The organism is Bradyrhizobium sp., from assembly GCF_049512235.1.
Lineage (GTDB): Bacteria > Pseudomonadota > Alphaproteobacteria > Rhizobiales > Xanthobacteraceae > Bradyrhizobium.
On the sequence record NZ_JBEKXH010000154.1, the window covers coordinates 1 to 13,309 of the forward strand.

A 13,309-nucleotide genomic window follows, 5' to 3' on the forward strand; every position below is an offset into this window, starting at 1 on the left:
CCACGCGCGATGCGCGTGGGGGGAGGGGAGGAAGAGGACCGAGAGCCTGGAACTGATTGGTTTCATGGAATCGCCGCGCTAGCCGCTGAAGCGTCACCGTTCCTTCAGGGCCTTTGCCGCAACCTCGACCAGCGGCGAGAACAGATATTCCAGGATCCTGCGGCTGCCGGTCTTGATCTCAACGGTAACCGCCATTCCGGATGAGAGCGGGATTTCGACGCCATCGGCGATCAGGTGCGTCATGTCCGGCTTCAGGGTCGCGGCGAACACCAGGTTCTGGACACGTTCGCCGCCGGCAAAGCCATGGTCTTTCGGGCTGAGCGCGGGGTTGCCCTCCTGCTGGCTGGCATCGGGCGCGGGGATGGCGTCGCCGGCCAGATGGGTCAAATGGGCCGTGATGGTGCCATAGCGCGTGAAAGGCAGCGATTCGATCCGCACCATGGCCTCTTGTCCGGGCCGCACAAAACCCACGTCACGGTTGGGAATATAGGTGACGATTTCCAGCCCGTGGTCCTGTGGCACCACGCGCATGATCTCCTCGCCGGCGGTAACCACCTGGCCGACCGCGGAGATCGACAACGCGCTCACCGTGCCCTCGATCGGGCTGACCAGCGTCAGGCTGCGCTGGTGCATGCGAGCCTTGGTCAGCCGCTGCCGGAGCTGATCGACCAGCCGCTCGGCTTCGGCCAGCTTTTGCTCGTTGGTGTTGGCAAAGCTGCGGTAACTGCTTTCGATGCTGCTTGTCGCCACCTCGACCGCGGCTTCGCTCTCCGCCATCTGGCCGACCGAAGTGGCCAATGCCGCCTGCTGCGTCTGCAAGGATTCCAACGCGTTGATGAGGTCGGCTTTCGAGCCGGATCCGTTCGACGACAGAACGGCGCGGGCATTGACCCGCTCCTGCAGCGTGCCGACCAGTGTCCGGATCGCCGCGGCGCTCGACCCATAGCGTTCGCGTTCGCGGCTTTTCTGGTCCCGCTGGGCCTTGAGCGAGGCCACGTCAGCCTCCAGCTGCGCCAGATCGGACGAAAGGACATTGGCTTCCCGCGCCTTGATGAAGTCGGGGATGTCGGCCGGCCAGTCGATCGTTGGCGCCGGGTTGATCTCCCTGGAGGCGACAATGACCCGTGCGGCGCGGCGGCGGGCGACCTCGGCCATCGACGCCATGTAGCCTGCATTCATCTCCTCGACATCGGCATCGGCGGTATCGCTGGCAAGGACAGCAAGCACCTGACCCTTCTCGACATGCTGGCCATCCTGAACCTGCAACTCCGCGATCCGACCGGCTTCGACGGGTTGGATCACCTTGACCCGCCCGGTCGGCTGGATCTTGCCTTGCGCCGTCGCGATGATGTCGATGCGGCCGAAATAGGCCCAGGCGAGTGCGCCGGCTGCGAGCAGCACGATCACCCAGAGCAGGGAGATGCCGACCGGCGAGGGTGGGCTTTCCAGGATCTCAAGTGCTGCCGGCAGGAAATTCGCGTCGGCGCGATGGCGGCGCCGCGGCTTCGCCGTCTCCAGCGATCGCGCCGCGGTGGCCTCGCGCATCGGCGCGGCTTGTTCGCGCCGCGGCTGCGGCGTCTCCCGTCGCGGGAATCGTACCGGCGCATTCATCGCTCACGCCTCGGCCGGACTTGGGAGCGCGCCCGACTGCAGGGCCCATAGCCGGGCGTAGAGGCCGTTCGGCTGCCGCAGCAGCTGCTCGTGATTGCCGGCTTCGACCAGCCGCCCATCGACCATCCCGATGATGCGGTCGCAGTGGCGGACGGCGGCAAGCCGGTGGGCGATGATGATCACCGTCCGGCCACGCGCGATCTGCCGCATGTTGGTCTGGATCACCTGTTCGCTCTCGTAGTCGAGCGCCGAGGTGGCCTCGTCGAAAATGAGGATCGGCGGGTCTGTCGCCAATGCCCGGGCGATGGCGATGCGCTGGCGCTGACCGCCGGAGAGATTGGCGCCACGCTCCTCGATCATGGTGTCGTAGCCTTGCGGCAGCGTCCCGATGAATTGGTCGGCTCCGGCCAGCCGCGCCGAGGCGATCACCTCGGCCCGCAACATCGCCGGATTGGCGAGCGCGATATTGTCGTGGATCGTGCGGTTGAACAGCAGGCTGTCCTGCAGCACCACGCCGGTGTGGCGCCGCAGCCAGGCGGGATCGACATGGGCGAGGTTGGCGCCGTCGATCAGGACCTCGCCTTCGCTTGGACTATAGAGCCGCTGGATCAGTTTTGTCAGCGTCGACTTGCCCGAGCCGGACGGACCGACGATGCCGAGGACTTCGCCGGCACGGATGCCAAGGGTCACGTCCTTCAACACCTCTTGACCGCCCGGCTTGTAGCTGAAGGAGACATGTTTGAGCGCGATGGCGCCTTGCGGCCGCGGCGCGACTTCGATGCCGGCGGGGGCAGGTTCGACCGGCGCGTTGAGGATGTCGCCAAGACGCTCGATCGAGATCTGCACCTGCTGGAAATCCTGCCAGAACTGCGACAGCCGGAGCACCGGCTGCGCCACTTGTCCGGCGATCATGTTGAAGGCAATGAGTTCGCCGACCGTGAGATCCCCGTCGATGACGGCCTTGGCGCCGAACAACAGCAAGAGCGCGGTCGAGAGTTTCGAGACGTACTGGATCGCCGATTGTCCTGCGGCCCCTGTCAGTGTGGCACGGAAGGTGGTGCGGACATAAGCCGCCAGGCGCTCTTCCCACTGCGCCCGCATGGTCGGCTCGACGGCGGAAGCCTTGATCGTCTGGATGCCCACGACGGTCTCGACCAGGAACTGCTGGCTGATGGCGCCGCGGTTGAATTTCTCGTTGATCTGTTCCCGCAGCGGCGTCCGCACGATCCAGGCAATAAAGACATAGGCCGGGATCGTCGCCAGGACGATCAGCGTCAGCGATGCCGAATAGATCCACAGCACGGCGAAGAACAGCCCGGTGAACACGAGATCGAGCGCCGAGAACAGGCCCTGGCCGGTGAGAAAACTGCGGATCGTCTCCAGTTCGCGCATTCGCGCCACGGTCTGGCCCGCCGGCCTGGTCTCGAAATAGTTCAGCGGCAGCCGGAGCAGATGGCCGAACAGGCGCTGGCCGAGCTCGACGTCGATGCGATTGGTGGTATGCGACAGCGCATAGGTCCGCAGATATTGCAGCACCACATCGAACAGCCCGATCGCGGCGATGCCGCCGACCAGCACGAACAGGGTTGAATAGGATTTATGCGCCAGCACCTTGTCGACGACGATCTGGAAGAACAGCGGCGTGATCAGCGCGAACATCTGGATGAACAGCGAGGCGACCAGGACGTGCAGCAGCGGACGCCGGTAGCGCCAGATCGACGGCAGGAACCAGCGGAAGCCGAAGTTCTTGGGGTCGGTGCCCGCGCGCATGGTCCGCCGCTGCACCAGAATAACCATCGGCTCGATTGCGTCGCAGAGTTCGCCGAAGGCGAGTTCGAGATCGACCCGCGTCACCGGGTCGATGATGCGGTAGCCGCCGGAGGCTGTCTGGCCGCCGAATATGACAAAACTGCCTTCGCACAGCTTGACGATCGCCGGAACCGGTATCTGGGCGAGGCGGTTTGCCGAAGGATTTTCGACGATCCGGGCCCTGAGCCCGGCAAGGCCTGCCGCGCGACTGACGTCGCGTGCATCGGCCGGACCGGTTAGCGCCAGTTCGCGTGCGAGCGCAAAGGGATCGGCGGCGATCCGGTAATAGGAGGCGATGCCGCACAGCGCGGTCAGGCCGGAATCAACCGCAGCCGAACTGTCCCACCCGCCTTTGATCGGGGCCCCGGTCCTTATTGCCGCCGTCATCAAGACCCGCACAGGCGAGCTGAGGCGCGCCAAAAAGGGTCCAACGGCGCGCCCTGATACTCTGTCAAATGCGCTCCAGAATTCGCGGCGAAATCCGCCGCACTGTCATTGACCGAAGCGATCCGCTGGATGCGGAAATACCGGTGACGATGCCGGAGCTGCGCCTTTCAAACTTCATCCCAGATCATGTTGCGAAGCGCAAACCAAACTCCAAAAGAGCTTTAACGCGACTGGTAAACGCAAAACGCTGACCATGCGCTAACCGATCTAGCCGATCCGGAAACTTGACGCGTGCAGTTGCGACTGGGCGGTGCCGGCGAAGTCGATCGAGCCTTGCGATCCCAGCGCCAGCAGGGTGCCGCCGTGGCCGTCGCTATGCAGGTTGCTGAGGATCTGTGCGGTCGAGGCATAGCCGCCGGCGCCGTTGAGCAGATCGACCACGCCGGAGGGATCGCTGCTGCCGAAGCCGGTGATGGTGTCGGTCTGGGTCGATGAGCCGATCTTCATCGTCAGGGCCGCCCCGAGATCGCTGATATTGACCGCGGCGACACCGTTGATCGCGGCCGTATCCGACCAGCCGCCAAATGACAGATTGTCGCTGCCGCCGTTGACGCTGATCGTGTCGTTGCCCTGGCCGCCCCCAACATTGGCGTGCGACCCGTTCAGCGTCACGTTGTTGTTGAAACCGCCGATCGCGATCGCATCGGTGCCGGCGCCCACCACGATGGTCTCCAGCCCTTGTCCGCCCGAGATCGAATTGGTACCCGATCCCAAGCTGATCTGGTTGCTGTAACCGGCGGCGACGATGGTGTTGTTGCCGGCGCCGGCCACGATGGTCTCCAGCCCCTGCCCGCCCGAGATCGAATTGGTACCCGATCCCAAGCTGATCTGGTTGCTGAAACCGGCGGCGATGATGGTGTCGTTGCCATTGCCCAGCGTCACGCTGGTGTTGCCCTGCGAGCCCTTCACCGTGTTCCAGCCGTCGCCGCCCGAAACCGTGTTGAAGAAGCCCGCGAGATTGGTCGCCACGTCGCCGGATCCGGTGGAGACGGTGGCGTTGCCTTGTCCGGCATTGATGACATCATTGCCGCCCTTGGCGTAGATGGTGTTGAAGAAGCCGTAGGTGTTGATGATGTCGGTGCCGGCCGTGCCCTGGGTCGTGGCGAACCCGAACGGACCGCCATTGATGACATCGGCCGGATTGGTGACCGTGATGTTCACGGTGCCGTTGACCGTGTCGCCATACTGGTCCGCGATGGTGTAGCCGAGCGTATCCGCCTGGCTGCCGTTCGCCGCGATGTGCGACAGCGCGCCGGTTGAGGCCGCATAGATCAGCTGACCGTTGACGAGCGCGAAACTTCCCAACGCCGCGTTGCCGTTGACCGCCGTGATCGAGAGCGTATCGCCCTTGATGCCCGCGGTCGCGGCCGCGAGCACCGCGCTGGTCAGGTTGACGCTGGTACCCACCTGCAGCGTGTCGGTGACTTTGCCGGCCGCCGGGCCCGGATCGACGGTGAGGGTCGTGACGCTGTTGGTCGCGGAGGCGATCATTCCTGCGCCGGGGCTGCCGGCGGCGAGATTGGCATCATCGGCGATCTGGAAGCTCACCTGCTGCGCCTTGGTCGAGGCCACAGGCGTGTAGACGGCAGCCTGCATGTTGGCATTGAGCGCAGCAAGGCTCGCCCCGCTGACGGTATAATGCCCGGTCGCGCCGGCGTAGTTCACGCCGGTGCCCGACAGCGTGCCGCCGCCGTTGATGAGGACAATGACGGTATCGGACGAAGACGCGTTCGGATCGGTGACCACGACACGGGCGAACGGGTCGATGGTCTTCTGATCGCCCATCAGCTGGCCGGCGACCATGCCGGTAATGGTCGGGGCGATGGCGGCATCGCTGTCGGTGACCGTGGTGGTCGAATTTGCCGTCGCAGTCGCATAGGCCGTGCTCCGGGCGCTGAGCGTGAATGTCGTGGTCGAGCTCGTGTTGGCCTGACCGGCGGTGGGCGTGAAGTTCAACGCATCGAGTTCCGAGGTTATGGTCGCGGCGGTGCCGGACAGCGTATAGCTCGACCCGGAACCCGATAGACCCGTCCCTGTCAACTTGCCGCCGGTGCCGCCAAGCGTGATCGTGAGCGTGTCGGTAGCGCCATTATTCGGATCCGCGATCGTGACTTTGGCGAACGGCTTGACGGCAGCTTCCGACATCGTTGTCTGGCCGGCGACGGTGCCGGCGATAGCAGGGGCGACACCACCGAGCTGATCGATGACCGGGGCGCTGCTGCCGGTGTTGCCAAAGCTGTCGGTGAGCGAGGCTATGATGCTGTTGCTGCCCTGGTTTGGCAGCGTCACGGTGGTGGTGAACGAGCCGTTGGAGGCGACCTGGGTGGTGCCGAGGGTGACGCCGTTGTCGGTCAGGGTCAGGATTTGGCCGACGACGATGGCGCCGCTGCTTGAGGTGACCGATCCGGCAATGGTCTGGCTGGCGACTGTGCTGGATTCCGCTGGGCTGCTGATGGTCACTGTCGGCGGCGCGACGTTGAGCATCACGTCGGTGCCGCCATGGCCGTCGGAGGAGGTTACGAAACTCAGGTTCGCGGCGGCCAGATTGCTTTGCAGGGATAGATTGATCGTCTCGCCGCCCACGGTCAGCGTTTGGGTCTGGCTGACATAGGCGACGGACTGGGTCGAAAGCCCGGCCAGATCGATGGTGTCGCCGATATTGAAACCGGTGATGGCATTGGCGAGGCTGCCATTGCCGAAGGCGCCAGGATCGAGTTTGAGAACCGGAGAGGGATTGCCGGTCGCAGGCGCGCCAAAAACGATCGTCCCCGTTCCAGCGGCCTGAGCCGAGGCCAGTTCCAGCGTGCCGGATTGCAGCCTGACGCCGCCGGCGAAGGTGTTGGCGGTCGGCGCGGTATTGGTTGGCGAAATCTCGGGGTTCAGCAGCACGGTCCCGGCGCCGTCGACGATCAGCGTGCCGGCGTTGATCGAACCATCCAGGCTGTGTTCGTCGGCGATGACGCCATTGATGGTCGTGACCTGGCCGGCTCCCGGCGCCAGCATGATCGCCTGGGTGCTCTCAATGTAGATGCCGTCGCCCGCGTCGGCCGCACCGCCGCTGACCGTGCCAACCCCGATGACGCCGCCTTCGATCGTCAGCGTCCCATTCTGCTGCACGAAAATGTCGCCGCCCAAGGCAACCCCGCCGTTCGGATTATAGACGGTGCCGCCGGTGACGGCATCGTTGGCGAAGGAGACATTGTTGAGGGTCACGGTGGTGTTCCGGCCGACGAACAGGCCGCCGCCGACGCCGAAGCCGCCATCGTTGCTGCCCAACGTCAGCGCGTTCTCGATGGTCAGATTGTCGATCGTCACCGCGCCCGAGAGAACATCCAAGCCCGGCTCCTGGGCGTTGCCGTTGAGCACCCCGCCATTGCCCTGGATGGTCAGGGTGTCGCTGCCATTGAGGGCGATCGAGGGCAACGCCGCGGTCTCGGAGAGCGCCGCGCCGGCTGCGATATCGATCTCGTACGCCGTGCCGCTGCCGGTGCCCGCCTGCGATGCGGCATCGATGGCGGCGATGTCGGCCGCCAGATCAGCCGCGGAGGCGACGGTGTAGATGGTGGTGGTCATCGAGCAAATCCTTCTGGGTACAAAAGACGTTCAGATACGGGAAACCAGATGCGAGAAAGTGGAACGATAAACTGGATCGCGCGGGTCGCGGCGAACGCACGGCGGGGCGATGTCTGCCAGGTCTCTGGCAGCAAAGTTTTTTGGCAGAGGGATTGCGGTGGCGATGGATGGCGATCTGGTTCCAGGCAACAGCGCCTGCGCCGACGCGACGGCATTCAGGAACCGCGCGACTTCTAGCGCCACATCGGCAAAGGCACGGCTTGCTGCGGCGCTCCCAGTATTCGGCAACGGAAAGAATAATTTGACATCGTATAGTTAACGGCCCGACGTTGAATGCTCGTGTTTCATCAATGGGACCTGTGTAGCCTTCAAAGTAGGGCCAAAATGGGACTGAATAAAATCCAAGCCCGGCCATTGCAGCGGCATCGATCGCCTTGTTGGTTAATTCGTTAATTCCAGGGATCGATCGAACGATCGATTACCGAATGCTCAGGTACTACATCATCGTGAGAGCCGCGCGCTCGCGCGCGTCGCGAAGCCTGATTTCCGGCGATCTTCCACCGTCATTGCGAGGAGCCCTTGCGACGAAGCAATCCATCGCGCGGCGCAGGGTGGGTTGGAGCCCACCGGGTCGCGCGAATGCGCGCCCGATGGCAGGCTCCGGCGTAACCCGCCATCTTGGCTATCATAACGGCGAATCATGATCCGCCCTACGAGCTGGAAGGCGCGGACGCGGCTATCGTCAGCGTCGGGACGTCAGGCTGCTGCCTACCGCCGCGACGCGAGCCGGTTCGAGGGTGCCCGCTTGCAATGCCGCGCGCCGCTCGCCGATAGCGTGATCGAACAGTTCGAGCACCAGGCCAAAGGCCGCCAGTTCCTCTTCCTCGATGGCGCCGTCATCGTAGCATTCGAGCGTTTCACCGATGATGGCGTCGACCTCGCGCTGCATCGCCAGCAATTCCTCGCTGGTTTCCGCGGTGCGCACTCTGGAAACCAAGGCCAGGATTCTATGGCGATGGCTGGTATTTTCTTCCCGTTCGTCCCGATTGAAATACTGACGCAACCAGGCGCCGGCCGAACCGATCCCGGAGAGCAGCAGCAGCGCGAACCAGAAGTAGTCGCCGTACCTGTCGAGGAAGGTGCGTTCGGTGCCATCGATGACGGCTGCCGCTCCCCGGTTTACCGGAAGCCCGGCGTCTTTCTCCGTGTCCGGCTTGGTGATATGCGCCGCGCCTGGCACTTGCCTGGCGATTGCCTGACGGAGAGCGAACAGCTGCCGGTAAAATGCCGCTGCCGTCGTTTCGGACAAGACCTTCCGCGTCACGATCAGGTGGTCGACGCTGACCGTCTCGACCTTGTCATCCGGCAAGGCCGGATTGGCACCGAAGACGCTGGGTGGAATTTCGTCGGAGTCATACCGCGGGTACTTCAGGGCAATGGCCTCCGACGCATCGATCGCGAGAAACGTCGGCTCGCCGCGTGCCCGAACCGTCGCGGCGATGGCGTCGGAGGTGATTTTGCTGTCGAGCGGACCGACCGCCATGAAGGCATCGAGGCTCGGGTCGCGCGCCAGCTCCTCGATCTGCTCGGTGCCAAAGTGTGCCACCGCGACCTTGTCCGCCTCCACGCCGGCGGCGCTCAGGATGACCCGCAGCAACGCGGCGTTCGCCGGCGTCCGGCCGATCACGCCGACCTTGTGCCCTGCGAGATCGGCGATTTCCTTGATTGTCGCCGCCGGCTTTCTTTTGGAGCTCTTGCCAGCATTGGAAGGCGCCCACAGCACAACGAAGTTCTTGCGCACGATGGCGACGATCTCCGCGTCGGCCGGCATCTCCAGATCGGCACGACCGACTGCAAGGTCGACCTTGCCGGCACCCAGCAAAGCCAGCGCCTCGGCCGCCCCGTCGGTCGTGATCGGAGACAGCCTCACCCACCTGCTTTCGCCGGCGAAAGCCTCGGCCATCGCCTGAATTACCTTGTGATCGTCGCTTCCAGGCGGTCCGACGGCAATCCGAAGCGTGACCGGTCGCAACGCATAATACAATGCGCCCGCGGCGGCGCCAAAAACAAGAAATCCAACAGCCAGGACCAGCAGTAAGGAATGGCTCCTTCTCCGCCGCCGGCGGGCTGCGTCACTGGTTTCATTTGTACCGTCGGACGAGGACATCGCGCTGCCAGTTGGAGATCAAAGCCGCTTCCTGCCTGGCAGGACTACCACGTTTTTTCCAAGGACAACGTCGGAGCAGCGGCCTGGTTTCAAGAGCCCATTACCACCCGGCGGCCCGCTTTGGGTCAATCGCGACCGGATTGAGCCGACAGCGGGTCCGGCCGTGCCCGCCATGCCCCGATAGCGGTGGCACGAAGCGCGATGGGGTCGGGGTCAGGCATCATGGCTGGTCGTACCACCGCCGGGCTCAGGGTGGAACCGGACCAGCGTAGTCTTAGAGCAGCGATGTTGGCGCTGTAGAGCCGTCGTTCGCCGCATCAGATTCCAACACGCAAGCTCAGCCCACCCTCATGACGCGAGCCACGTTCGTGATTAAACCGATAGCGACCGAAGTTTGCGTTGCGGCAGAATTTCGTGATGTGCCAACAACGAGACATTCAATTCACCCGATCGCCTGCTTTGCGGTGAGCGCGCCGAGGCACGGCTAGGTCCGGCCCTTAGCCTCTTATCTACTTGCCTTGGCAGGGATGCCGAGATGGGGCAATCTTCGGAGGTTCATCCGATTACTGGAATAAATCTCGGTTTCTGCAGGAGCAAAATATGCGCCTTCTGGTGTTGATCATTTGCATCGGAATTGCGGTACTGCCGAAGCTCGCCCAGGCGCAGACCGATTGCGGCATGCCGAGCGCAGGCGGGGACCACTGGCAAGTAGCCGCCCCCAACAGCGTCGGGCTCGCTAGCGCGACCCTCTGCGAGATGGTGAAGTGGCTCGACGATTGGAAGCAGAGCAATGTGCATGCCGTGCTCGTGGTGCGGCACGGCACCCTTGTCTTCGAGCACTATTTCTCCGGAGCGGACGAGCACTGGGGCCGACCGGTGGGCGAGGTCGCATTCGGCCCGGAGATCAAGCACGACGAGCGGTCGGCGACAAAGAGCATCGTCGCCCTCGTGCTCGGGATCGCAATCGACCGCGGGCTGATCAAAAGCCTCGACGAGCCCGTACTTTCTTTCTTTCCCGATTATGCAGATCTACGGACGCCAGAGAAAGATCGGATCACGTTGCGCGATCTTGTCACCATGTCAGGCGGGTTGGAGTGGCACGAGGACGACACGCCGTACACAAGCGAGGCGAACAGCGAAAATCGCATGGACAACGCCGCCGACCCTTACCGTTACGCGCTGCAGCAAGCGGTCGTCGCGCCGCCAGGGCAGGTTTGGAATTACAATTCGGGATCGACAGAGTTGATCGGCGCCGTGCTGAAGAAGGCGACCGGCAAGTCGGTCGACGAATTGGCAAGCACGCTGCTCTTCGCGCCGCTTGGGATCGCTGATGTGGAGTGGCCCCGAAACGCGCAGGGCGACCCCATCGCCGCCGGCGCTCTGCGCCTGCGGCCACGCGACCTCGCCAAAATCGGTCAGCTCGTGCTGCAGCACGGTGCCTGGAACGGCACGCAGGTGGTGCCGGCGTCGTGGATCGAGGCAGCCACGGCTCCGCAGATCAATGTCTCGGGCTTCACTTCGTTTTTCTACGGCTATTTCTTCTGGCTCGGCCGATCGCTCGCCGACAAGACGGAGGTCCCGTGGGTGGCTGCGGTGGGCCTCGGCGGGCAACGTGTGTTCATCGTGCCGTCGCTGGATCTCGTGGTCGTGGTTAACGCGGGCCTCTACAGCAGCCGGCTCCAAGGCCCGGTGCCGATGACAATCCTCAATCAATATGTATTGAGGGCCGTTGCGGTTCGCCCGTGATGGAAAAGTTGATTTTACCTGTCTCAGCCTACGGATGCGCCGGCGTTTGCCCGGCTTATTCCGAGCGCCAGAATGCGATGTAGCAGGCCCGGGTAATCGAGTCCGTCATGCTGGGCCGCTGTAGCGAACTCCTGGCTCTTCGCGATTTCGGGATTGGGGTTCGCCTCAATGAAATACAGGGTGCCGTCGGCCGAGAGGCGAAAGTCGATGCGCGCGTATCCATCGAGCCCCAGTGTTCGGTAGATGCGTTTCGCTGTTCGCTGAATGCGGGCGCCTACCTCCGGCGCAAGGTTCTTGGCCGGCCCATCTACAATTCCCACGCGCTCCTGATAACCGGGATCGTGTTTGACCTTCTCGGTGGCTATGGCCTGGCCGCCCATGGTACCGAATTCCAATTCCCAAACCGGCAACACTCGCAACCGATTGTTGCCGAGCACGCCGACATAAAGCTCACGTCCCTCGATATATTGCTCGGCGATCGCGGCGGTTCCGATCCGCTCGTGGACAAAGGCGACGCGCTCTGCGAGTTTCTCGTCCGTATCGACGACGGATGCCTGCGAGATACCCCGGGATCCATCCTCGTTCAGGCTCTTGACGATCAACGGCAGCGCAAGACGCGCCGGGCGTTTGACCTTTCGGCGCATCGGGAATACGGCGAAGGCCGGCACCGCGACCCGGCGATGGTGCACCAATGTCTTGGACAGATCCTTGCCGCGCGCCAAGATCAGACCACGCGGGTTACACCCGGTATACGGGACCTGCATCAATTCGAGATAGCTTGCGACGTGCTGGTCATAGGTGGGCTCGTTGTGAAACTGCTCCAGCAACGTGAATACCACGTGCGGCTTGAAACTTTCGATCTCCTCGCGCACCGGCTTGATTTCCTCCTGCGCACCGAGCGGGCGAACATCATGGCCGGCCACACGCAAGGTGCTCACGACGTCGTATTCTGTTTTCCATTCGTTGATTTGCCGCGCCGTGTATCCGTCGGTGGAGTCCGGGGGTACGAAGTCCGGATGCATCAGCACCAGAACGCGCAGGCGTCTCATAGCGCGATCCATTTTCGCCGCGAAGGACCGAACAGCGCGTGCATGGTTTTGGCGGTCAACAGCACGGTGAAGTCAGCCACAAGCTTCCGATCGGAGCCGACCGCGCGCAGATCGAGCTCCCGGCAACGGAAGATCATGTCGTCAAGGACAGCATCAAGCGTAAGCTGGTTCTCGCCCGTCCACCGCGCAACCAGCTGCCTGATGTGGGCGCGGTGCCGCCGGATGAATGCAGAAGCCGACGGCCTGTGGCGGTGCCGTGGATCGGCGGAAAAGAGCCGGGAGAGGTCGCGGTCGTAAGTCTTCGGTGGCCTGAAGGCATAGAACGCCTGCTTCTTTCTATAGTGGTCGCCCAGTGTCTGGCTGAGTTCATGTAGCGGATCGACACGCTCCCGCGTCGTGACCAGCGGCCGCTTCCCGGCGATCTCCTCCATCAGTTCGGCGATATATTCGAGCTTGTTCAGCGCTGGCCAGCCGGCATAGCGCATCCGCCAGTTCGAACGCGGCCGCAGCCATACCGCGAAGGTTTCGGCGAAATCCTCGTCCGGATGGCTCTGCGCGTACCAGAGCCGAAGATGCTGGACATATTGCCGGCTGGCCGGATTGGGCCGGTAGTAACGCGGGTAGTGTTTTGAGGACCGGCCGAACAGCTGCTGCCAGCGCCGGCGGCGCTGCAGCTGATAGCCGTGCTGGACGGCATGGCCTGCCTCATGGCGGAGGATGGCCATGCATTCGGACCAGGTGCCGCCCTCGACGTCGAGCATCATTTTCTTCTCGATCTTCATCAGGCGGGGATGGGTGAGATAGAATGGGATGGCAATACCGGGCACATCCGCCGGACTGAACCATTCGCTCGATATCCATGTATGTGGCCGCAGCCGGATGTCGCGCTCTTCGAGCTCTTCATAAA

General features: G+C 63.4%; 7 protein-coding genes. 1 reads left to right on the forward strand and 6 read right to left on the reverse strand.

The window, feature by feature from the left end; translation table 11 throughout:
- Nucleotides 1–93: 93 nt before the first annotated feature.
- From ABSG20_RS15985 to ABSG20_RS16000, 4 genes are all read right to left on the reverse strand, one after another.
- Nucleotides 94–1,611: an HlyD family type I secretion periplasmic adaptor subunit gene (locus tag ABSG20_RS15985; protein ID WP_423865480.1), complete on the reverse strand. Its 1,518-nt coding sequence runs from the start codon at nt 1,609–1,611 to the stop codon at nt 94–96.
- 3 nt (nt 1,612–1,614) lie between these two features.
- Nucleotides 1,615–3,807 carry a type I secretion system permease/ATPase gene (locus tag ABSG20_RS15990; RefSeq protein WP_423865481.1) on the reverse strand — a complete coding sequence of 731 codons (2,193 nt, stop codon included), beginning with the start codon at nt 3,805–3,807 and terminating at the stop codon, nt 1,615–1,617.
- A 267-nt stretch (nt 3,808–4,074) separates the two neighbouring features.
- A complete protein-coding gene (locus tag ABSG20_RS15995) occupies nt 4,075–7,440 on the reverse strand; it encodes a beta strand repeat-containing protein (protein WP_423865482.1) in 3,366 nt (1,121 codons plus the stop codon).
- 742 nt (nt 7,441–8,182) lie between these two features.
- On the reverse strand, nt 8,183–9,607 hold the full coding sequence (locus tag ABSG20_RS16000) for a TAXI family TRAP transporter solute-binding subunit (protein ID WP_423865483.1): 1,425 nt from the start codon (nt 9,605–9,607) through the stop codon (nt 8,183–8,185).
- A 600-nt stretch (nt 9,608–10,207) separates the two neighbouring features.
- On the opposite strand from ABSG20_RS16000, the gene ABSG20_RS16005 reads away from it, so the two are divergent.
- The gene (locus ABSG20_RS16005; RefSeq protein WP_423865484.1) at nt 10,208–11,353 is read left to right on the forward strand and encodes a serine hydrolase domain-containing protein; all 1,146 of its coding nucleotides are present in this window, start codon (nt 10,208–10,210) and stop codon (nt 11,351–11,353) included.
- A 23-nt stretch (nt 11,354–11,376) separates the two neighbouring features.
- Here the strand turns inward: ABSG20_RS16005 and ABSG20_RS16010 are convergent, their stop codons facing one another.
- Entirely contained in the window at nt 11,377–12,402 is a 1,026-nt protein-coding gene (locus tag ABSG20_RS16010; protein WP_423865485.1) for a D-alanine--D-alanine ligase family protein, read from the reverse strand.
- Nucleotides 12,399–13,309: putative zinc-binding metallopeptidase (locus ABSG20_RS16015; RefSeq protein WP_423865486.1), on the reverse strand; the 911-nt coding region annotated here is incomplete at its 5' end. The genes ABSG20_RS16010 and ABSG20_RS16015, both read right to left, overlap by 4 nt.